This window comes from Klebsiella sp. ZJOU C1, assembly GCF_035620215.1.
Classification (GTDB): Bacteria; Pseudomonadota; Gammaproteobacteria; order Enterobacterales; family Enterobacteriaceae; genus Klebsiella; species Klebsiella variicola.
The window spans coordinates 4,458,697-4,479,615 of sequence record NZ_CP141644.1 but is presented as its reverse complement, the minus strand read 5'-3'; the positions used below and the strand labels follow the sequence as shown (position 1 = coordinate 4,479,615).

Genomic DNA, 20,919 nt, shown 5'->3' with positions numbered 1-20,919 from the left:
TATGAAAAAAGCACTTCTGGTGGTGAGCTTCGGCACCAGCTATCACGACACCCGCGAGAAGAACATTACCGCCTGCGAGCGCGATCTTGCCGCCAGCTGTCCGGATCGCACGCTGTTCCGCGCCTTCACCTCGGGGATGATTATTCGCAAACTGCGGCAGCGCGACGGTATCCATATCGATACCCCGCTGCAGGCCCTGCAAAAGCTGGCTGAGCAGGGGTACCAGGATGTGGCGATCCAGTCCCTGCACATTATCAACGGCGACGAGTACGAGAAGATCGTTCGCGAAGTGCAGAGCCTGCGTCCGCGCTTTCAGCGCCTGACGCTGGGCGTGCCGCTGCTGAGCGGTCATGGCGATTATGTTCAGCTGATGCAGGCCCTGCGCCAGCAGATGCCGCCGCTGGCGGCGACGGAGCGAGTGGTGTTTATGGGGCACGGCGCCAGCCACCACGCCTTCGCGGCCTACGCTTGTCTGGATCATATGATGGCGGTGCAGGGTTTTCCGGCGCGGGTGGGGGCGGTGGAAAGCTATCCCGAAGTGGACATCGTGATTAACGAACTCTCCCGCCAGGGCGTGACCGGCGTGCATCTGATGCCCCTGATGCTGGTGGCCGGCGATCATGCCATTAATGATATGGCCTCCGACGAAGACGATTCGTGGAAAACCCGCTTTAATGCCGCCGGTATTCCTGCCACGCCGTGGCTGAACGGGTTAGGGGAAAATCCGGCGGTGCGGGCAATGTTTGTTGCCCATCTGCAGCAGGCGCTGAATAACGCAATGGAGAAAGCAGCATGAGCGGCAAACTCTACGCCCTGAGCACCGGGCCGGGGGCGGCCGATCTGATCACCGTGCGTGCGGCGCGGATCCTCGGCCAGCTGGATGTGCTGTATGCGCCAGCCGGCCGCAAAGGCGGCGACAGCCTCGCGCTCTCCATCGTGCGCGAGTACCTTGGCGCACACACGGAGGTCCGCTGCTGCCATTTTCCGATGAGCGCCGACAGCGCGGAAAAAGAGGCGGTGTGGAACGACGTTGCCGCGGCGCTGGCCCAGGAGGTGGCGGCGGGCAGGCAGGTCGGATTTATCACCCTCGGCGACGCCATGTTGTTCAGCACCTGGGTCTTTCTGCTGCAGCGGATTGGCTGCCCGGACTGGCTGGAGATTGTCCCTGGCGTTACCTCCTTCGCCGCCATTGCCGCGCGGGCGAAAACCCCGCTGGCTATGGAGCAGCAGTCGCTGGCGGTGATCTCCTGTACCGCGCCGGAAGCGGACATTGCCGCGGCGCTGCGCCAGCATGACAGCCTGGTGCTGATGAAAGTCTACGGCCGCTTCGCCCGCATTAAGGCGCTGCTGGCGCAGGCGGGGCTGCTGGATGCGGCGCTGATGATGTCAGAGGCCACCCTGCCGGGCGAGCAGTGCTGGCGCCGTCTGCGCGAGGTCAGCGATGACCAGCCGCTGCCCTATTTCTCGACCATCCTGGTTAACAAACAGTGGGAGGAGGCGTAATGAATCAGGTGAAATCGCTGAAGCAGCTTTCGTACGGGGGGCTGGCAGCGGCTGTTCTGCTGATCATCGTCCCGCAGGAGGCGTTCGCCATGCATATCATGGAGGGTTTTTTACCGCCGATGTGGGCGCTGGCGTGGTGGCTGCTGTTTTTACCCTGCCTGTGGTACGGCCTGGTGCGCCTGCGGCGTATCGTCCAGGAGGAGAGCAATCAGAAGGTGCTCCTGGCCCTCTGCGGGGCGTTTATTTTTGTTCTTTCGGCGCTGAAGATCCCGTCGGTGACCGGCAGTTGCTCGCACCCGACCGGCGTTGGTCTGGCGGTGATCCTCTTCGGGCCGGGCGTGGTGGCGGTGCTGGGGGCGATCGTTCTGCTGTTCCAGGCGCTGCTGCTGGCGCATGGCGGCCTGACCACCCTTGGCGCTAACGGGATGTCGATGGCGGTGATCGGCCCGATGGTCGGCTATCTGGTGTGGAAGCTGGCCTGCCGGGCGGGGATCCGTCGCGATGTCGGGGTCTTTCTCTGCGCCATGCTGGCGGATCTGATGACCTATTTTGTCACCTCCGTCCAGCTCGGGGTGGCCTTTCCCGATCCGGCCACCGGGGCAGGTGGATCGATCCTGAAGTTTATGGGGATCTTCTGCCTGACGCAGATCCCGATCGCCATCGCGGAAGGATTGCTTACCGTGATGATCTACGATCAACTGACCAAACGGCGGCTGATCGCCGCGGAGGGACATTAATATGAAAAAGCCCCTGATCTTGTTGGCGATGGTGGTTGCCCTGATGATCCTGCCCTTTTTTATTAACCACGGCGGTGAGTTTGGCGGTTCGGACGGCGAAGCGGAGAGCCAGATCCAGGTGGTGGCGCCGGATTATCAACCCTGGTTCCAGCCGCTGTACGAACCGGCGAGCGGCGAGATTGAGAGCCTGCTGTTTACCCTGCAGGGCTCGCTGGGCGCGGCGGTGATTTTTTACATTCTCGGCTATGCGAGGGGCAGGCAGCGCCGTGATGACCGGGTTTGACCGACTCAGCTACCAGAGCCGCTGGTTGCACGTGGCGCCAGAGCGTAAGTTTCTGCTCTGGCTGCTGCTGATGGTGCTGGCCTTTACGCTGCCGGCGTGGGGCCAGGCGCTGACGCTGGCGCTGACCGCCGCGCTGACCTGCTGGCTGCTGCGGGTCTCATTCTGGCGCTGGTGCCGCTGGATGGCGCTACCCTTTGGCTTTTTGCTGGTCGGCGTGCTGACCATTGTGTTCAGCGTCAGCCGCGACCCGCAGATGCTGTTAGCCAGCATCCGGCTGGGCGCTTTCTCTATAGGAGTGTCCACTCCGGGGCTGGTCGTGGCCGGGGAGACCTTCTGGCGCAGCCTGGCAGCGATGGCGGCCACGCTCTGGCTGGTGCTTAATCTGCCTTTCCCACAGCTGATTATCTTGCTCAAGCGCGGTCGCGTACCGCGACTGTTGACGGAGCAGATCCTGCTGACCTGGCGCTTCATTTTTATTCTGTTGGACGAGGCGATGGCGATTCACCGCGCGCAAACCCTACGTTTTGGCTATGGTAGCGTGCCGCAGGGCTATCGCTCGCTGGCGATGCTGGTGGGACTGCTGTTCACTCGCGTCCTCCTGCGCTATCAGCAGATGAGCACCGCGCTGGATATCAAATTGTACCAGGGTGATTTTCACCTCTAAGGATAAGTATGCTTGCCACAACCGATCTCTGGTTTCGCTATCAGGATGAGCCGGTACTTAAAGGGCTGACGCTGGATTTTTCCCGCCATGCGGTGACCGGCCTGGTGGGGGCCAACGGCTGCGGAAAGTCGACGCTGTTTATGAACCTGAGCGGCCTGCTGCGCCCGCAGCAGGGGGCGGTGCTGTGGCAGGGAGAGGCGCTGAATTACAGCAAGCGCGGTCTGCTGGCGCTGCGCCAGCAGGTGGCGACGGTGTTTCAGGATCCGGATCAGCAGATCTTCTATACCGATATCGACAGCGATATCGCTTTTAGCCTGCGTAATCTCGGGGTGGCGGAAGAGGAGATCGCCCGCCGGGTGGATGAAGCGTTGACCCTCGTTGATGCTCAGGGGTTTCGCCAGCAGCCGATCCAGTGTCTCAGCCATGGGCAGAAAAAACGGGTGGCGATCGCCGGGGCGCTGGTGCTGCAGGCGCGTTACCTGCTGCTTGACGAGCCCACCGCGGGCCTCGATCCCCGGGGGCGGGCGCAGATGATCGCCATCATCCGGCGCATTGTCGGGCAGGGGCGGCGCGTGGTGATCTCCAGCCACGATATCGATCTGATCTATGAGGTGAGCGACGCCGTTTACGTTCTGCGTCACGGCGAAGTGCTGGCCGCGGGGGATCCCGGCGAGGTATTTGCCTGCGCGGCGATCATGGCCCAGGCGGGATTGACGCAGCCGTGGCTGGTGAAACTTCATAGCGAACTGGGATTGCCGCTGTGTAAAACCGAAGCGGAGTTTTTTCAGCGGATGCACAACAACGCGATAGGCGCGATAGCGATAAAGGAGGCGTCATGACGCTGGCAGTGATGTTACAGGGCACGGCTTCCGACGTGGGGAAAAGCGTACTGGTGGCGGGACTGTGCCGTATTTTTCATCAGGATGGGCTGCGTACCGCGCCGTTTAAATCACAGAATATGGCGCTGAACTCCGGCATTACGCCGGATGGCAAAGAGATGGGCCGGGCGCAGATTTTCCAGGCCGAAGCGGCAGGGATCGCGCCGGATGTCCGCATGAACCCGATTTTGCTCAAGCCCACCAGCGACCGTCAGGCGCAGGTGGTCCTGATGGGGCAGGTGGCGACCAGCATGGACGCGGTGAGCTATCACCAGTACAAGCCGCGCCTGCGCGAACAGATCCTCGCGGTCTACCAGAGCCTGGCCGGAGAGTATGAGGCGCTGGTGCTGGAAGGGGCCGGCAGTCCGGCGGAGATTAACCTGCGCGACCGCGATATCGTCAATATGGGCATGGCCGAGATGGCGCAATGCCCGGTGATCCTGGTGGCCGATATCGACCGCGGCGGGGTGTTTGCCGCGATTTACGGCACGCTGGCGCTGCTGCAGCCTCAGGAGCGGGCGCGGGTGAAAGGGGTGATCATCAATAAATTCCGCGGCGATGTGGCGCTCCTGCGCTCGGGGATAGAGCAAATCGAGGCGTTGACCGGGGTGCCGGTGCTGGGCGTTATGCCGTGGCTTGACGTGGATCTCGAGGATGAGGACGGCGTCGCGCTGCAGGCCGGGAAATACCATCGCACCGACCGGCGCGACATCGACATCGCCGTGGTTCACCTGCCGCATATCGCCAATTTTACCGACTTTAACGCCCTGGCGGCGCAGCCAGACGTCCGGGTGCGCTATGTCCGCGACCCGCAGGCGCTGGCCGACGCCGACCTGGTCATTCTCCCGGGCAGTAAAAATACCCTCGGCGATCTGTGCTGGCTGCGCGAGAGCGGCATGGCGCATGCAGTCGAGCAGGCCCGGCAGCGCAAGGTGCCGCTGCTGGGGATCTGCGGCGGCTATCAGATGCTCGGCGAAACCATTATCGATGAGGTGGAGTCTGGCCTTGGCACCCAGCCCGGACTGGGGGTGTTGAAGACCGTGACCCACTTCGCCCAGCACAAAACCACCACCCAGGTGCAGGCGACCCTGGGAACTAACCTCCCGGAATGGTTAGCCGACGCGGCAGGTCTGCCTGTCAGTGGCTACGAAATTCATATGGGCGAGACGCGCCGCGAGGCCGGCAGCCCGCCGCTGCTGCAGCTGCATAAAGCGGGACAGTCAGTAGAGGACGGGGCGATAAGCGACAACGGCCTGGCATTCGGCACCTATCTCCATGGCCTGTTCGACAGCGATGCCTTTACCCGGGCGCTGCTCAACGGCCTGCGCCAGCGCAAAGGGCTGGCGCCGCTGGATAGCGCGCTGGAATATGCCCGCTATAAAACCCGGCAGTTTGATCGGCTGGCGGACGCCATGCGCGAACATATCGCCATCGATAAAATTTACGCCATCATGCGCCAACATCAGGAGCCCCTATGCTGACTCTGGTTACCGGCGGCGCGCGCAGCGGCAAAAGCCGCCATGCCGAGGCGCTGATTGCCGATGCGCCGCAGGTGTTATATATCGCCACCTCGCAAATCTTTGACGACGAGATGGCCGCAAGGATCCAGCACCATCGCGACGGCAGGCCCGCCCACTGGCGCACCGCCGAGCGCTGGCAGCAGCTTGATGAACTGATCACCCCGGCTATCGCCCCAGCGGAGGCGATTCTGCTGGAGTGTATCACCACCATGGTCACCAACCTGCTGTTCGCGCTCGGCGGCGACAGCGACCCCGACGGCTGGGATTACGCCGCCATGGAGCGGGCTATTGATGACGAAATTGGTGTGCTGATTGCCGCCTGTCAGCGCTGCCCGGCGCACGTCGTGCTGGTGACCAACGAGGTGGGGATGGGCATTGTGCCGGAGAATCGCCTGGCGCGGCATTTTCGCGATATCGCCGGGCGGGTCAATCAGCGCCTGGCGGCCGCGGCGGATGCGGTCTGGCTGGTGGTCTCCGGCATCGGCGTCAAAATCAAATAACTCAATCGCTGGCTGACCGGGCCAGCCCTGGCAGGGATTCTGTATGGAAAATTTAAACACGGTTCTGCGGGCGATCCCCGCGCCGGACGCTGACGCCATGGTGCGGGCACAACACCATATCGACGGCTTGCTTAAGCCCCCCGGCAGCCTCGGCCGTCTGGAGGCGCTGGCGGTTCAGCTGGCGGGAATGCCCGGCCTGGGCGGCCAACCGCAGGTGGCGAAAAAGGCCCTGCTGGTGATGTGCGCCGATCATGGGGTGTGGGACGAAGGGGTGGCGATTTCGCCGAAAGCGGTCACCGCCATTCAGGCAGCCAATATGACCCGCGGCACCACCGGCGTCTGCGTGCTCGCCGCCCAGGCCGGGGCGCAAGTGCATGTGATTGATGTCGGTATCGATAGCGAACCGCTCCCCGGGGTGGTGAATATGCGGGTGGCGCGGGGCTGCGGCAATATTGCCCGCGGCCCGGCCATGAGCCGCGAGCAGGGGCAGGAATTGCTGCTGGAGGTGATGCGCTACACCCGCGCGCTGGCCCGGGAGGGCGTTACTCTGTTTGGTGTCGGCGAGCTGGGGATGGCCAATACCACGCCGGCGGCGGCGATGGTCAGCGTTCTGACCGGCAGTGATGCGCAGGAGGTGGTTGGGGTTGGCGCCAATCTGCCGTTGGCGAAGGTTGGCAACAAGGTGGAGGTGGTGCGGCGGGCTATCGCCGTCAATCAGCCCGACCCGAATGATGGTCTCGATGTGCTGAGCAAAGTCGGTGGTTTCGATCTGCTGGGGATGGCGGGGGTGATGCTGGGGGCGGCGTCCTGCGGGCTGCCGGTGGTGCTGGATGGCTTTCTTTCCTACGCCGCAGCGCTGGCGGCGTGCCAGATAGCGCCGGAGGTAAAACCGTATCTGATCCCGTCCCACTATTCGGCGGAGAAGGGGGCGCGTATCGCGCTGGCGCATCTGGGCCTCGAACCGTATCTCAATATGGGTATGCGTCTGGGAGAAGGCAGCGGCGCGGCGCTGGCGATGCCGATCGTCGAGGCAGCCTGCGCGATGTACCATCGCATGGGCATGCTGGCGGCAAGCAATATTGTGTTACCGAAGGGGTAAGCAGGAGATGGGAGCGGCAACGGCCGTTCCCGTTTTCGGCAGAGGTTTGCCGGCGGCAGAAACAAAAAAACACCCTTGAGGGTGTTTATGATGTTGGTTGCGGGGGCCGGATTTGAACCGACGACCTTCGGGTTATGAGCCCGACGAGCTACCAGGCTGCTCCACCCCGCGTCACCGTACTGCTTTACTTTGTCAAATTTGATTGGTTGCGGGGGCCGGATTTGAACCGACGACCTTCGGGTTATGAGCCCGACGAGCTACCAGGCTGCTCCACCCCGCGTCACCGTACTGCTTTGTACTTCATCAAATTTTAATTGGTTGCGGGGGCCGGATTTGAACCGACGACCTTCGGGTTATGAGCCCGACGAGCTACCAGGCTGCTCCACCCCGCGTCCGTGGAAGCGCACTATACTCCGCTAGCGAGATGATGCAACCTTTTTTCGACCAAATCGACATTTTTGTAAGAATTGGCTTATAAAACGCCACGTTGTGGTGTTTTTTTACACAAATCTGTGCCATCGATGAGATCGCGCATTTCAATAGCCCCGGCGCTTTGTTATCTTCAACACGCACTAAGGCTTCGCAGCAAAAGATGAGACACCATGAAAGGACGTTGGGTAAAATATGTAGCGACGGGGGCAATGCTGGCCATGCTCGCCGCCTGTTCCTCAAAACCGACCGACCGCGGTCAGCAATATAGCGATGGCAAGTTCACCCAGCCGTTTTCACTGGTAAACCAGCCGGATGCCGTCGGGGCGCCGATCAACGCTGGCGACTTCTCCGAGCAGGTTAATCAAATTCGTAACGCCTCGCCGCGCCTCTATAATAGCCAGAGCAACGTCTATAACGCCCTGCAGGAGTGGCTGCGCGCCGGCGGCGACACCCGTACGCTGCGCCAGTTTGGCATCGACGCCTGGCAGATGCAGGGCGTCGACAACTATGGCAACGTTCAGTTTACCGGCTACTACACGCCGGTGGTGCAGGCGCGCCACACCCGTCAGGGCGAATTCCAGTACCCCATTTACCGGATGCCGCCGAAACGCGGTAAGCTGCCGTCCCGCGCCAGCATCTATGCCGGCGCGCTGAGCGATAACTATGTGCTGGCGTACAGCAATTCGCTGATGGATAACTTCATCATGGACGTGCAGGGCAGCGGCTATATCGACTTTGGCGATGGTTCGCCGCTCAACTTCTTTAGCTATGCCGGGAAAAACGGCTGGCCCTATCGCAGCATCGGCAAAGTGCTGATCGACCGCGGGGAAGTGAAGAAAGAAGATATGTCGATGCAGGCGATCCGCGAGTGGGGTGAAAAGCACAGCGAAGCGGAAGTGCGCGAGCTGCTGGAGCAGAACCCGTCGTTCGTGTTCTTTAAACCGCAGTCTTTCGCGCCGGTGAAAGGGGCCAGCGCTGTGCCGCTGATCGGCCGCGCCTCGGTGGCCTCTGACCGGTCGATTATTCCGCCGGGAACCACCTTGCTGGCCGAGGTGCCTCTGCTGGATAATAACGGCAAGTTTAACGGCCAGTACGAACTGCGCCTGATGGTCGCTCTCGACGTCGGCGGGGCCATCAAAGGCCAGCATTTCGACATCTATCAGGGCATTGGGCCTGACGCAGGCCACCGTGCCGGCTGGTATAACCACTATGGCCGCGTATGGGTGCTGAAAAACGCCCCGGGCGCGGGGAATGTTTTTAGCGGCTAACTCCCCTGGCCCTGCCTGTTGACCAGGGCGCCCGGATGACGCCGTTTACGGCGGCCTCCGGGCGCTGTCATTTTGTTCTGAGGTTCTATGTCTGTTGTAATCAGCGATGCCTGGCGCCAGCGTTTTGGCGGTACGGCACGTTTATATGGTGAAAAAGCGCTGCAATGTTTTGCCGATGCCCACGTCTGCGTGGTCGGGATCGGCGGGGTCGGCTCCTGGGCGGCGGAAGCGCTGGCGCGAACCGGCATCGGGGCGATCACCCTTATCGATATGGACGATGTCTGCGTCACCAATACCAACCGCCAGATCCATGCCCTGAGCGGCAACGTCGGGCTGGCGAAAGCGGAAGTGATGGCGGAGCGTATTCGTCTTATCAACCCGGAGTGTCGGGTGACGGTGGTGGATGATTTCGTGACCCCGGAAAACGTGGCGGAATATCTTGGCGTCGGCTTTAGCTATGTTATTGACGCGATCGATAGCGTCCGGCCGAAAGCGGCGCTTATCGCCTGGTGTCGCCGCTACAAAGTGCCGCTGGTCACCACCGGCGGGGCGGGCGGTCAGATTGACCCAACGCAGATCCAGGTCGCTGACCTGGCGAAGACCATCCAGGATCCGCTGGCGGCTAAACTGCGCGAGCGGCTGAAAAGCCAGTTTGGGGTGGTGAAAAACAGCAAAGGCAAGCTCGGCGTGGACTGCGTCTTCTCTACGGAAGCGCTGGTCTACCCGCAAGCGGACGGCAGCGTCTGCGCGATGAAGAGCACGGCGGAAGGGCCGAAACGGATGGACTGCGCTTCCGGCTTTGGCGCGGCTACCATGGTGACCGCGACCTTTGGCTTCGTCGCGGTATCGCATGCTCTGAAGAAGATGCTGGCGAAGGCGGAGCGGCAGACGACGTAAATCCCGGGCCGCGGCGCAGGCGCCTTACCCGGTCTACAGGACAATTCCCCGGAGGCGGCGCTGCGCACCTGTCCGGGCGACAAAACTGCATGAGCCCGTAGCCCGGGCAAGGCGCGTCAAGCGCCGCCCCCGGGATGAGCTTAAACCTCAACCTCGCGGGCGGCGGCGAGCACTGCCTCGCTGAGGGCGCTGAGGCCCTGGCTGCGCGAGGCGCTGAGCTGGCCGCGTAGCCCCAACTCGTCGAACAGCGCCAGCGGATCCTGCGCCAGCAGCTCAGCGGCGCTTTTGCCTTCCACGGCGGTCAAAAGTACCGCCAGCAGACCGCGCACAATCCGTCCTTCGCTGTCGCCAAAGAAGTGCAGCCTGCCCTCGGCATCCTCCTCATAGCCCAGCCAGACGCGGTTTTCACACCCGGCAATCTCCCGGGCCTGCGCTTTGCGCTCATCGGTCAGCGTCGGCAGCTTTTTGCCCAATAAAATCAGCTGACGATATTTATCCTCCCACTGGTTCAGCGGGGCGAAGGTCTGGCGCAGCGTGGCGTCGGTAATGGTTGTGCCGAAGGGGTGCAGAGTTGTCATTAATCCACCAGAATTTCCAGGGCGCGATCCACCGCGTGGACCAGCGCCGCAACATCGTCTTGGGTATTGTAGGGGGCGAAAGAGGCCCGCAGCGTGCCGCTGACCCCTAAGGCCGCCAGCAGCGGTTGGGCGCAGTGTTGCCCGGCGCGCAGAGCAATGCCGGACTCCGCCAGCAGCGTCACCAGATCGCTGTGATGAACACCGTCGAACTCAAAGGCCAGCAGGCTTGACTGCTGGCAGCGGAAAGAGCGGAAGCCCGGCCGTTTCGCCAGCGCCTCTTCCGCCAGACTCGCCAGACTGCGGCTCCAGTTTTCCGCCTGGCCGATATCGCTCTGCGCCAGCCACTCCAGGGCGGCGCTAAGGCCGATTACCCCGGCGACATTCGGCGTGCCGGCCTCGAGACCATAAGGGGCCGGCTGCGGCGTAAAGCCGTCAAAGCTGACCTCGGCGATCATTTTCCCGCCGCCGAGCCAGGGCGACATCGCCGCCAGCAGCTCGCTTTTGCCGTACAGGGCGCCGATCCCGGTCGGGCCATACAGCTTATGGCCGGAAAAGGCGTAAAAATCGATATCCAGCGCCTGCACGTCAGCGGGGAAATGCACCGCGCCCTGGGCGCCATCGACCATCACTACCATCCCGGCGGCGTGAGCAAGGCGGATAGCCTGCGCCAGGTCCGGGCAGCCGCCGGTGACGTTGGACATCTGGCCGATGGCCAGCACCCGGCTGCGCGGGGTGATGAGCGCGCTGAGGCTGGCGATATCCGGCAGGCGGTCGGCGCCAAGCGGTAGTTTGACCACTCTGGCGCCGGTCTGCCCGGCTACCATCAGCCAGGGCACGAGGTTGGCATGATGCTCGGCTTCGCTAACGATAATTTCATCGCCAGGCTGCAGGCGCGGCCGGACGTAGCTCTGCGCCACCATATTGATGGCCTCGGTGGTTCCCCGCGTCCAGACGATATCTTTGCCGGACGGGGCGTTAAGCCACGCCGCCACGCGCTCGCGGGCCGCCTCGTAGCGCTCGGTCAGCCGCTGGGCGGCGGCGAACTGGCTGCGATGGACGTTGCCGGCGCTCAGGCGATAAAACTGGTCGCTGGCGTCGATCACCGCCTGCGGTTTGAGCGCGGTCGCCGCGCTGTCGAGATAGACGCCGGCATCGGCCAGAGCCGGAAACTGCGCGCGAAAGTGCGCCGGGTTGAATGCGTTCATGGAATTCCTCGTATCAATCCCGCGATCGTCGCGCAATTTGCCGGGCGTGACAAGGCCTCTGCGCCCTGTGGAATTGTCCGAATGTGACTTCAGGTGGGTCAAAGAGGGTTATGCTGAAAAGTGTTGGGTTTGTGTTTTAACCTATTACTTAACGAGTCACGAATAGTATAAATAGCCGTAAGGAGAGAAAAATGAAAATGACTAAGGCCGCTGCGATTATCTCTGCCTGTATGCTGACTTTAGGCCTGAGCGCCTGTTCCTCTAACTATGTGATGCATACCAATGATGGGCGAACCATCGTTACCGACGGGAAACCGCAAACCGATAATGATACTGGCATGATCTCGTATAAGGACGCGTGGGGCAACAAACAGCAGATCAATCGCTCTGACGTGAAACAGCTGGGTGAGCTGGACGAGTAAGGCAGTAAAAAGGCAAAAAAAAGCACCGCGCGTTGCGGTGCTACATTAAATCACTATGGACAGACAGGGTAAATGTACAGGAAGTGAAAAGGGGTAGCTTTGCTACCAGGGTCTGCAAAGACAGACCAATTGCAAACACAACAACACAACATCACAACCGTAAGCCAAAAGCTTGATGGAACACGCATTCCAAAAAAAGCTTCTCGTTCCGGCTCAGGAAGTGCCGCCACTATAGGTATTTGCTGGTAGAACCTCAACGGACAATTTATAATGGCTCAGATAAAAAAAACTAATAGGTTAATCATTGTTTCCTATTTGTTAAATTGAGTTAACATCTAAGCCAGAATAACCATGTCGAAGCGATTACCACCTCTGAATGCATTACGTGTTTTTGATGCAGCCGCACGTCATCTCAGCTTCACTCGGGCAGCCGATGAGCTTTTTGTGACGCAGGCCGCAGTCAGCCATCAAATCAAGTCTCTCGAGGATTTTCTGGGCCTTAAGCTGTTCCGGCGGCGCAATCGTTCGCTGCTGTTAACGGAAGAAGGGCAGAGCTATTTTCAGGATATTAAAGAGATTTTTTCGCAACTGACGGAAGCGACGCGTAAACTGCAGGCGCGCAGCGCCAAAGGGGCATTAACGGTCAGTTTATTGCCAAGTTTCGCCATTCAGTGGCTGGTGCCGAGACTGACAAGCTTTAACTCAGCTTATCCGGGAATCGACGTCAGGATCCAGGCGGTGGACCGCCAGGAGGATAAGCTGGCGGACGATGTCGATGTGGCGATTTTTTACGGCCGCGGCAACTGGCCGGGCCTGCGTGTGGAAAAATTGTACGCCGAGTATCTGCTGCCGGTCTGTTCCCCGCTCTTGCTCACCGGCGACAAAGCATTGAAAACGCCTGCCGATCTGGCGCAACATACGCTGCTTCACGATGCGTCCCGTCGCGACTGGCAAACTTATACCCGCCAGCTTGGTCTAAGCCATATTAATGTGCAACAGGGGCCGATTTTCAGCCATAGCGCGATGGTGCTGCAGGCGGCCATTCACGGGCAGGGTGTGGCGCTGGCCAACAACGTGATGGCGCAGTCCGAAATTGAAGCCGGTCGTCTGGTGTGTCCGTTTAATGATGTTCTGGTCAGTAAGAATGCGTTTTACCTTGTTTGCCATGACAGTCAGGCAGAACTGGGTAAAATAGCCGCTTTCCGGCAATGGATCCTGGCGAAAGCGGCAAGTGAGCAAGAAAAATTCCGCTTTCGTTATGAACAATAAATACTTGTAGGGTAAAAACATGACCAGCCGTTTTATGCTGATATTCGCCGCGATTAGCGGCTTTATCTTTGTGGCTCTGGGTGCCTTTGGCGCGCATGTATTAAGTCAATCGCTCGGCGCGGCGGAGATGGCCTGGATCCATACCGGCCTGGAGTATCAGGCCTTCCATACCCTGGCGATTTTTGGTCTGGCGGTGGCGATGCAGCGTCGGATCAGTATCTGGTTCTACTGGAGCAGCGTGTTTCTGGCGTTAGGGACCGTGCTGTTCAGCGGCAGCCTCTATTGTCTGGCGCTGTCTCATTTACGTCTGTGGGCGTTCGTGACCCCGGTGGGCGGCGTAAGCTTCCTCGCCGGTTGGGTTTTAATGTTAATTGGTGCAATTCGTCTGAAACGTAAGGGCGTTGTTCATGAATAAGGTTGTCCTCTATTGTCGCCCTGGGTTTGAGAAAGAGTGCGCAGCAGAAATTACCGATAAGGCCGCCCGCCTTGAGGTGTTTGGTTTTGCCCGGGTCAAAGAAGACTCTGGTTATGTGATTTTTGAAGGTTATCAGCAAGACGACGGTGAGAAGCTGGTACGCGATCTGCCGTTCAGCTCGCTGATTTTCGCCCGTCAGATGTTCGTGGTCGGCGAACTGCTGCGCGACCTGCCGCCGGAGGATCGCATTACCCCGATCGTCGGCATGCTGCAGGGCGTGGTGGAGAAGGGTGGCGAGCTGCGTGTGGAAGTGGCGGATACCAACGAAAGCAAAGAGCTGATGAAGTTCTGCCGCAAGTTCACGGTGCCGTTACGCGCGGCGCTGCGCGAGGCGGGCGTGCTGACCAACTATGAAACGCCAAAGCGACCGGTGGTGCATGTGTTCTTTATCGCACCCGGCTGCTGCTATACCGGCTACTCGTACAGCAACAACAACTCACCGTTCTATATGGGCATTCCGCGGCTGAAGTTTCCGTCCGATGCCCCGAGCCGTTCCACCCTCAAGCTGGAAGAGGCGTTCCACGTCTTTATTCCGGCGGACGAGTGGGACGAGCGCCTGGCGAACGGCATGTATGCCGTCGATCTCGGCGCCTGCCCGGGCGGCTGGACCTATCAGCTGGTGAAGCGCAACATGTGGGTCTCTTCGGTCGATAACGGCCCGATGGCCCAGAGCCTGATGGATACCGGCCAGGTGACCTGGCTGCGCGAAGACGGTTTCCGCTATCGTCCGAACCGCAACAACATCTCGTGGATGGTCTGCGATATGGTGGAGAAACCGGCGAAGGTGGCGGCGCTGATGGCGCAGTGGCTGGTCAACGGCTGGTGCCGGGAGACCATCTTCAACCTCAAGCTGCCGATGAAAAAGCGCTATGAAGAGGTGTCGCAGAATCTGGCCTATATTCAGGCCCAACTGGACGAGCACGGCATCAACGCCCAGATCCAGGCGCGTCAGCTGTATCACGATCGTGAAGAGGTGACCGTTCACGTGCGTCGCCTGTGGGCCGCCGTCGGCGGACGTCGCGACGAGCGTTAATCCTTCCCCCTCAGGCCGGAGACGCGTGCGCGTCCTCCGGCCTTCCCCTTAAGGCTGCGGCGCATCCGACACAATATGCGTCACGTCATCCAGATGACCAATTCTCGCCTCGCCGGAACGGTTGAACTTGCTTTTGTCGATCAGCAGTAGCGACTGCGCCGCGCGCTTAAGCAGGATCGATTTAAAGTCGGCATTGAACGCATTGGAGTCCCATAGCGCGCCCTGCGGGTCGATGCCTTCGCAGGAAAAAATAAACAGATCGATCTCCAGCGATTTCAGTTGGGAAATCAGCGCCGGGTTCACGTAGCAGCCATATTTCCGCTGCAGAGTGCCGCCGGAGCAGGTGAGCGTGATTTGGTCGCGTTTGGCCAGCTCCTGGCAGATGGGCTGGCTGTTGGTAAAGACGTGCAGCGGGCGGTCCGGCAGCTGGCGGGCGAGATACCAGCAAGTGGAGCTGGCATCGAGGGCGATCACCATCCCTTCGTCAATCCAGGCCAGCGCTTCGCGGGCGATATCGGCTTTATGCGCGTAATGGCTTTTCAGCCGCATGTGAAAAGGGTCGCCGCTGTCCTGGCTGCGCTGATGGATCACTTTGGCCCGGCCGTGGTTGCGCAGCACTTTGCCCTGCGCCTGCAGCTCGCTCAGATCGCGGCGAATGGTTTCCCTGCTGACGTTGAGCTGTTTTGACAAGGTTTCGGTGGTCAGGCTGCTGTGGGTGATCAGGAGATCGACGATCGCCTGCTGGCGGGCTGCTTTCATTTATTCTCATCCCATCATTGATTGAGCGTCTGCATCAGGCAGACGCTCCGGCATGAGATTACGGCGTGACTCCTTTTTTTAAAAGGATATTTCCGTACTTAGCTCGCTCTCCTGTGATAACGATCGCAAAGGCTTTTTGCGCCCGGTCGTAGAAGGCAAAGCGGTCAATCCGCACGATATCCGGGCAGGGGGCCTGCGCCGAGAGCGCCTGCCGATAGCGCTGTTCCACCGTCGGGTCCAGCGCATCGCCTTCGACGGCGGCCATCATCACCAGCGGCGGCGCGTAGCTGTCTAACTCGAACAGCGGGATAATCGCCTGCAGCAGATCGCTGACCCGCAGGCCATCAGCGCGGATCACCTGTGGCCCCATGCTGTGCGCCGGGAAATGGGCATCGGAAAAAATGATTTCATCCCCATGGCCCATTTCGGCCAGCACTTTCAGCAGCTCCGGCGATATCAGCGGGGAAATGGTTTTGAGCATCTCAGGCTTCCTCTGTTAATTCAGGTTCAGTTTGCGGCCAAAAATAGCGGTAGCGGTACGCGACCTGCGCTCTGGCCTGTTCCGGCGAAGAGAACTCGCCCACGCCATACCAGCCAAACATCGCCGCGCCGGCCACCGTGGTTTCGGCATCATCGAGAACTTTGATCGGTATTCCAAGCCGGTCGGCCTTGATCTGGTTCCACAGCGCGTTGCGGCTGCCGCCGCCCACCAGCAGCAGCTCTTGCGCCCGGAAGCGGCCGATGTTTTCCAGGGTTTGCAGATGCTGCGCCAGCTGGTCGCTTAACCCCTCCAGCGCGGCGCGGTAAAAATGGCCGCGGGTGGTGTTGAGCGTGACGCCCTGCCAGCCGGCGTGCTGGCTGGCGAGCAGGTCGCACTGCATCCTGACGCCCTGGGCGCCGGGCGGGATCGCCTGCGCTTCGGCAATCAGCGTCTGCCACGGCGTGTCAGCGCTCCACAACAGCTTGCGCACCCATTCGAGCACGCCGGAGGCCAGCCACTGCATTCCCGGGTTATAGCGGCCCGGCTGGCTGTCCAGCTCGCAGGTGGAGCCGCTGTAGTCGCAGAGCAGCGAAGTGTCGACCTGGGCGCTGCGCACCATCAGGATCTCCCAGGTCCCGGAGGAGAGCACCGGCTCATCCTGCCCGGCGCCGGCGCCAAACAGAGCGAACTGAGTGTCGTGCCCGGCCGAGATAACCGGGATCCCGATGGGAAGGCCCAGCAGCGCAGCGGCCTCCGGCAGCAGGGCGCCGATCGGCTGGCCTGCTTCAACCAGCCGCGGGAACAGGCGGCGCGGCAGGCCGGTCGCCTGCAGGATTGGCGCGCTGAAATCGCGCTGCCGGAGATCGAGCATCTGGCTGGTACCCGCCATGGTGAGGTCGGTGGTGAACTCCCCGGTCAGCCGGTGGTTGATCAGCGACGAAATAAACAGCCAGGCATGGGCCTGCGTCAGCAGCTGCGGGTGGTTCTCTTTCAGCCACACCAGCTTATACAGGGTGTTGAACGCAAAGGCGCCGACGCCGGCAATCTGCTGCAGCTGGTGTGCTGGCATATACTGGCTGATATTCTCCATCACCGCCGCGGTGCGCGGGCATTTCCAGCTGATGATCGGATACAGCAGGGCACCCTGCTCATCCACCAGCGCGCCATCGACGCCAAAGGTCGTGACGGTGATGCCGCGCACCGTGCAGGAGGCCAGCTGGTCATGGATCTGCCGACAGCAGTCGGCAAAGCGCTGCATAATGGCCTCCAGCGACCACTGGTGCCAGTCGCTGTTCTCCGCCGCGATGTCGCTGGCGTTCGCCGTTGCGGCGCGGGCGATAATGTTTCCCTGTCGGTCAACGGCCATCGCCCGCACGTTGGTGGCGCCGCAGTCGAGGACCAGGATAACGTCTTGCTTCATAGTGACTCCCGAAACAACTTCGCCGGATGGCGCGGCGCTTATCCGGCCTACAGACCGCGCGCATCTGTAGGCCAGGTAAGCCTGCGCCACCGGGCGAAACCAACCTGTTAACGCTTATACAGCGGCCCGTAGTTCTGGCAGGCGCGGTAGTCCTGGCCCTCGATATCCATGCCATGCGCAGCCCAGGCGGAGGGGCGGTAGATTTTCTCCGCTTCCACGTTGTGCATGCAGACAGGAATGCGCAGCATGGCGGCGAGGGTAATGAAATCCGCACCAACGTGGCCGATGGTCAGCACGCCGTGGTTGGCGCCCCAGTTGGCCATGACCGAGTAAACATCGCTGAACGGACCCTTGCCGGTCAGACGTGGGGCAAACCAGGTGGTGGGCCAGGTGGAGTTGGTGCGGGCGTCGAGCTGGTCGTGCATCGCTTTGGGCAGCGTCACGCTCCAGCCTTCGGCAATTTGCAGCACCGGCCCCAGACCTTTGATGATGTTCACCCGGGTCATGGTGAACGGCACGCCGCCTTCGGTCAGGAAGCGGGAAGAGAAGCCGCCGCCGCGGAAGTATTCGTGGATCGCCGGGCACCATTCGGTCGCCGCGAGGCAGGCATCCGCCTCGTTCTGCTCAATCTCCCAGTGAGGTTTCATCGTCGGGTTGCCCTGCGCGTCGCGCTGCTGGCAGGAGCCGTCCAGCGCCGCAGAGCCGGAGTTAATCAGGTGAATGATGCCGTGCTCCGCCCGTCCGGTGAGCTGCTGCCCGGTGACCCGCTCAACGGCGTCCGGCGACCAGTAGGTGCGCACGTCGGCAAACACCTGGGCGGTGCCGGTGAGCTGATGACCCATCAGCATGGCCACGCCGTTGAGGCTGTCGTTTTCGGTAGCGACGACAAACGGCTCGCGCACCCCGTTCCAGTCAAAAGAGCTGTTGAGTAGCGCTTCGGCGGTATCGCCATTGGGGTATTGATCGGTCCAGTGGCGCTGACCCTGGAAACCGGCGGCGATGGCGTTGTAGCCCAGCGACTCCTCCACCAGCCCTTTTTCCGCCAGCTTCGGGTTGCCCTGCATCATGTCGCGGATGCACATCGCCATCAGCAGGCTCTCTTTCAGCACCGCGCGGCTCTGTGTTTCATTGCGCTTATACTGCTCAGCGTTCTGATCTTCGCCGTAGCGGAAGTGTTTATCCGCCCACGCCAGCGCCATCTCCAGCTCGGTTTCATCATAGATTTTCTGATCGATTCGCCGGCGCAGCTCCGTCATGTCGACAGCCTGGACCTTCATGCCGAGCCAGGATTCAAAGAAATTGTGGTCGACGATGGAGCCGGCGATGCCCATTGAGACGCCGCCCAGCGACAGATAGCTTTTCCCTTTCATACTGGCGACGGCCAGGCCGGCGCGCGCGAAGCGCAACAGTTTTTCTTCGACATCCGCCGGGATCGAGGTGTCATCGGCATCCTGTACGTCATGCCCGTAGATGGAGAACGCCGGGATCCCTTTCTGGCTATGGGCCGCCAGCGCGGCGGCCAGATAGACCGCCCCCGGACGTTCGGTGCCGTTAAAGCCCCAGATGGCCTTCGGGCGCAGCGGATCCATGTCGATGGTTTCGCTGCCGTAGCACCAGCAGGGGGTGACGGTGATGGTGACGCCGACGTTCTGGCTGCTGAATTTCTCTTCACAGGCGGCCGACTCGGCCATGCCGGCGATGCAGGTATCGGCAATCACGCACTCCACCCGGGCGCCGCAGGCGTGGCGCAGTTTCTCGCTGATAAGCGCGGCGGTGGCTTTCGCCATGTTCATGGTTTGCGCTTCCAGCGACTCGCGGACCCCCATGCGACGACCATCGATTACCGGGCGGATACCGATCTTCGGTAAGCTGATTTTTTTCATTACAGATCCCTCAGGTTATGCGGATAACAGGTTTAGTTCGTCGCCGCTTGTGAACGGAAACGGGCAAAAATAAAGATGATGGCGAAGCACAGCGCCGGGACCAGTTCGGCGGTCGGGATATTGCCGGCGGCGTCGCTGACAAAGCCCATCACCGGGGTGACGATCCCGCCGCCGATAATGGTCATGACGATAAAGGACGAGCCATATTTGGTGTCCTGGCCCAGATGCTTAATCCCCAGCGAGAAGATGGTCGGGTACTGAATGGACATAAAGGCGCTGCACAGGGTCAGGGCCAGCAGGCCGACGTGGCCGCCGCTGAAGGCAGAGAGCAAACAGAGCAGCATGGCGATAAACGCATAGATAGCGAGCACGTTATGCGGCGCAAAGCGGCGGATAAGCCAGGTGCCGGTAAAACGGCCAATAAAGAAGCAGACCATGGTGGCGGTCAGGTAGTTGGCGGCGAAACCGGCCGTCATGCCCGGGATCTCTTCGATAGCGTAGCGAATCAGGTAGCTCCAGCAGGCGGTTTGCGCGCCGACGTAGCAGAACTGGGCCAGCACCGCCCAGCGCCAGTGACGGATGCGCATCAGGCGCGTCAGCGAGGCGAGGAAGGTGCTCTGCGCGCTGTCGCTGTGGTCATCGCTCTGCAGGGAGGGGAAGCGGGTACAGACGATCAGCAGGGCGACCAGCAGGACGATGGCCACGATAATCATATAGGGGGTTTGTACCGACAGGACCAGGCTGTGCTTCCAGGCGCCGAGCTGTTCTGGCGTCATTTTATCCAGCACATCCTGCGGCTGATGCGGGACGTTAGACAAAATAAGACTCTGGCCAAATACCACGGCAATAATGGCGCCAAATGAGTTAAAGGTCTGGGCCAGATTAAGGCGGAAGTGACCGCCGCTTTCCGGACCGAGAACGGTCACAAACGGGTTGGCCGCCGTTTCCAGGCAGCCAAGCCCGGCGGCGATAATAAATAATCCAATCAGGAATAAAGTGTAGTTCATCACTTCGGCGGCAGGCCAGAACAGCGCGGCGCCGCAGGCATATAAAAACAGACCCGTAAGAATTCCTGCTTTATAGCTGAATTTTTTCATCAGCATCCCGGCGGGGATGGGAATAATAAAATAGCCAAAATAAAAGGCCGACTGAATTAATCCGGCCTGGAAATTAGTCAGGGTAAAGGCCTGTTGAAATTGCGGTAATAAAATATCATTCAGATTATTAGCCACCGCCCACAGAAAAAAGAGGGAGCACAGCAGAGCAAAAGGAATAATGTAGCTCTTACTCTGCCCGCTCTCCATGGCGCGGTAACTTTGCGTTGGTATCGTTGTGTTTCCCATAGCGTCCTCATCAGTTCAGAAGCATTTACAACAGCATTCAGGGCGCAGTCTGGTGCTGCAGCAGACCGCAAAATTAAGTGAGCTCAGGTGACGCGCCGGTGAGTGAAATGAAAGTCACGGCGGAACTCATGACTTCATTTTCAAATAAAAACCGCCTGTTAATATGATGATGGTCACACTTAACGATCTGCGGGCCATTTTATGTGATAATTGTCACTTTAATTTTTCAAAAACGCTGACCGTTTGAGAAAATAAATTCACAAAACCACA

At 60.5% G+C, this 20,919-nt stretch carries 22 protein-coding genes and 3 tRNA genes; 15 read left to right on the top strand and 10 right to left on the bottom strand.

Features of this window, described 5'->3' with window-relative positions:
* Window position 1: 1 nt before the first annotated feature.
* From cbiK to cobT, 9 genes are read left to right on the top strand one after another with little or no spacing between them, the layout of a single operon-like run.
* The gene (cbiK, locus tag SPE70_RS21385; RefSeq protein ID WP_008806288.1) at window positions 2-796 is read left to right on the top strand and encodes a sirohydrochlorin cobaltochelatase; all 795 of its coding nucleotides are present in this window, start codon (window positions 2-4) and stop codon (window positions 794-796) included.
* Window positions 793-1,503 carry a cobalt-factor II C(20)-methyltransferase gene (locus tag SPE70_RS21380; protein ID WP_012540689.1) on the top strand — a complete coding sequence of 237 codons (711 nt, stop codon included), beginning with the start codon at window positions 793-795 and terminating at the stop codon, window positions 1,501-1,503. Before cbiK ends, SPE70_RS21380 begins: the two co-directional genes overlap by 4 nt.
* Window positions 1,503-2,240, top strand: a complete 738-nt coding sequence (cbiM, locus tag SPE70_RS21375) for a cobalt ECF transporter S component CbiM (RefSeq protein ID WP_008806286.1) — start codon at window positions 1,503-1,505, stop codon at window positions 2,238-2,240. Before SPE70_RS21380 ends, cbiM begins: the two co-directional genes overlap by 1 nt.
* A gap of 1 nt (window position 2,241) precedes the next feature.
* The gene (locus SPE70_RS21370; protein WP_008806285.1) at window positions 2,242-2,523 is read left to right on the top strand and encodes an energy-coupling factor ABC transporter substrate-binding protein; all 282 of its coding nucleotides are present in this window, start codon (window positions 2,242-2,244) and stop codon (window positions 2,521-2,523) included.
* The gene (locus SPE70_RS21365; protein ID WP_023287951.1) at window positions 2,510-3,187 is read left to right on the top strand and encodes an energy-coupling factor ABC transporter transmembrane protein; all 678 of its coding nucleotides are present in this window, start codon (window positions 2,510-2,512) and stop codon (window positions 3,185-3,187) included. The genes SPE70_RS21370 and SPE70_RS21365 overlap by 14 nt, the downstream gene beginning before the upstream one ends.
* A gap of 8 nt (window positions 3,188-3,195) precedes the next feature.
* The gene (locus SPE70_RS21360) at window positions 3,196-4,026 is read left to right on the top strand and encodes an energy-coupling factor ABC transporter ATP-binding protein (RefSeq protein ID WP_064170028.1); all 831 of its coding nucleotides are present in this window, start codon (window positions 3,196-3,198) and stop codon (window positions 4,024-4,026) included.
* Window positions 4,023-5,546 carry a cobyric acid synthase gene (locus SPE70_RS21355; RefSeq protein ID WP_064170029.1) on the top strand — a complete coding sequence of 508 codons (1,524 nt, stop codon included), beginning with the start codon at window positions 4,023-4,025 and terminating at the stop codon, window positions 5,544-5,546. The genes SPE70_RS21360 and SPE70_RS21355 overlap by 4 nt, the downstream gene beginning before the upstream one ends.
* Window positions 5,540-6,085, top strand: coding sequence for a bifunctional adenosylcobinamide kinase/adenosylcobinamide-phosphate guanylyltransferase (gene cobU / locus SPE70_RS21350; RefSeq protein ID WP_002915611.1), 546 nt, complete (start codon window positions 5,540-5,542; stop codon window positions 6,083-6,085). Before SPE70_RS21355 ends, cobU begins: the two co-directional genes overlap by 7 nt.
* Before the next feature lie 43 nt (window positions 6,086-6,128).
* Window positions 6,129-7,184, top strand: coding sequence for a nicotinate-nucleotide--dimethylbenzimidazole phosphoribosyltransferase (cobT, locus tag SPE70_RS21345; protein WP_064170030.1), 1,056 nt, complete (start codon window positions 6,129-6,131; stop codon window positions 7,182-7,184).
* Between the two features lie 94 nt (window positions 7,185-7,278).
* Here cobT and SPE70_RS21340 read toward each other — a convergent pair.
* The 3 genes from SPE70_RS21340 to SPE70_RS21330 form a co-directional block, all read right to left on the bottom strand.
* Window positions 7,279-7,355: transfer RNA gene (locus SPE70_RS21340), tRNA-Met, on the bottom strand.
* 32 nt (window positions 7,356-7,387) lie between these two features.
* Window positions 7,388-7,464, bottom strand: a tRNA-Met gene (locus tag SPE70_RS21335).
* A gap of 35 nt (window positions 7,465-7,499) precedes the next feature.
* A tRNA-Met gene (locus tag SPE70_RS21330) sits at window positions 7,500-7,576 on the bottom strand.
* Window positions 7,577-7,786: 210 nt separating this feature from the next.
* Here SPE70_RS21330 and mltA point away from each other — a divergent pair.
* Together mltA and tcdA are read left to right on the top strand one after the other, a co-directional pair.
* The gene (gene mltA, locus SPE70_RS21325; protein ID WP_023287947.1) at window positions 7,787-8,884 is read left to right on the top strand and encodes a murein transglycosylase A; all 1,098 of its coding nucleotides are present in this window, start codon (window positions 7,787-7,789) and stop codon (window positions 8,882-8,884) included.
* An 87-nt stretch (window positions 8,885-8,971) separates the two neighbouring features.
* Window positions 8,972-9,781 carry a tRNA cyclic N6-threonylcarbamoyladenosine(37) synthase TcdA gene (gene tcdA / locus SPE70_RS21320; protein ID WP_008806278.1) on the top strand — a complete coding sequence of 270 codons (810 nt, stop codon included), beginning with the start codon at window positions 8,972-8,974 and terminating at the stop codon, window positions 9,779-9,781.
* A 140-nt stretch (window positions 9,782-9,921) separates the two neighbouring features.
* On the opposite strand, the gene csdE is transcribed toward tcdA, so the two are convergent.
* Both csdE and csdA read right to left on the bottom strand, forming a co-directional pair.
* Window positions 9,922-10,359 carry a cysteine desulfurase sulfur acceptor subunit CsdE gene (gene csdE, locus SPE70_RS21315; RefSeq protein WP_008806277.1) on the bottom strand — a complete coding sequence of 146 codons (438 nt, stop codon included), beginning with the start codon at window positions 10,357-10,359 and terminating at the stop codon, window positions 9,922-9,924.
* A complete protein-coding gene (csdA, locus tag SPE70_RS21310; protein WP_008806276.1) occupies window positions 10,359-11,564 on the bottom strand; it encodes a cysteine desulfurase CsdA in 1,206 nt (401 codons plus the stop codon). The genes csdE and csdA overlap by 1 nt, the downstream gene beginning before the upstream one ends.
* Before the next feature lie 197 nt (window positions 11,565-11,761).
* On the opposite strand from csdA, the gene SPE70_RS21305 reads away from it, so the two are divergent.
* The 4 genes from SPE70_RS21305 (at window position 11,762) to rlmM (ending at window position 14,763) form a co-directional block, all read left to right on the top strand.
* The gene (locus SPE70_RS21305) at window positions 11,762-11,986 is read left to right on the top strand and encodes a YgdI/YgdR family lipoprotein (protein WP_002915549.1); all 225 of its coding nucleotides are present in this window, start codon (window positions 11,762-11,764) and stop codon (window positions 11,984-11,986) included.
* 351 nt (window positions 11,987-12,337) lie between these two features.
* Window positions 12,338-13,255, top strand: coding sequence for a glycine cleavage system transcriptional regulator GcvA (gcvA, locus tag SPE70_RS21300; protein ID WP_002915545.1), 918 nt, complete (start codon window positions 12,338-12,340; stop codon window positions 13,253-13,255).
* Between the two features lie 19 nt (window positions 13,256-13,274).
* Window positions 13,275-13,670 (top strand): DUF423 domain-containing protein, encoded by a 396-nt coding sequence (locus tag SPE70_RS21295; protein ID WP_002915543.1) that lies wholly within the window; start codon window positions 13,275-13,277, stop codon window positions 13,668-13,670.
* Complete coding sequence (gene rlmM / locus SPE70_RS21290; RefSeq protein WP_008806275.1) at window positions 13,663-14,763, top strand: 23S rRNA (cytidine(2498)-2'-O)-methyltransferase RlmM; 1,101 nt, start codon at window positions 13,663-13,665, stop codon at window positions 14,761-14,763. Before SPE70_RS21295 ends, rlmM begins: the two co-directional genes overlap by 8 nt.
* Window positions 14,764-14,811: 48 nt before the next feature.
* On the opposite strand, the gene fucR is transcribed toward rlmM, so the two are convergent.
* The 5 genes from fucR to fucP all read right to left on the bottom strand — a co-directional run bounded on the left by fucR (window position 14,812) and on the right by fucP (window position 20,649).
* Window positions 14,812-15,522 carry an L-fucose operon activator gene (gene fucR / locus SPE70_RS21285; RefSeq protein ID WP_004142883.1) on the bottom strand — a complete coding sequence of 237 codons (711 nt, stop codon included), beginning with the start codon at window positions 15,520-15,522 and terminating at the stop codon, window positions 14,812-14,814.
* Between the two features lie 58 nt (window positions 15,523-15,580).
* Window positions 15,581-16,003, bottom strand: a complete 423-nt coding sequence (gene fucU / locus SPE70_RS21280; protein WP_008806274.1) for an L-fucose mutarotase — start codon at window positions 16,001-16,003, stop codon at window positions 15,581-15,583.
* A 1-nt stretch (window position 16,004) separates the two neighbouring features.
* Window positions 16,005-17,423, bottom strand: coding sequence for an L-fuculokinase (gene fucK, locus SPE70_RS21275; protein ID WP_064141596.1), 1,419 nt, complete (start codon window positions 17,421-17,423; stop codon window positions 16,005-16,007).
* 107 nt (window positions 17,424-17,530) lie between these two features.
* Window positions 17,531-19,306, bottom strand: coding sequence for an L-fucose isomerase (fucI, locus tag SPE70_RS21270; protein WP_064170031.1), 1,776 nt, complete (start codon window positions 19,304-19,306; stop codon window positions 17,531-17,533).
* A gap of 32 nt (window positions 19,307-19,338) precedes the next feature.
* Window positions 19,339-20,649, bottom strand: a complete 1,311-nt coding sequence (gene fucP, locus SPE70_RS21265) for an L-fucose:H+ symporter permease (protein ID WP_032736350.1) — start codon at window positions 20,647-20,649, stop codon at window positions 19,339-19,341.
* Between the last annotated feature and the right edge of the window lie 270 nt (window positions 20,650-20,919).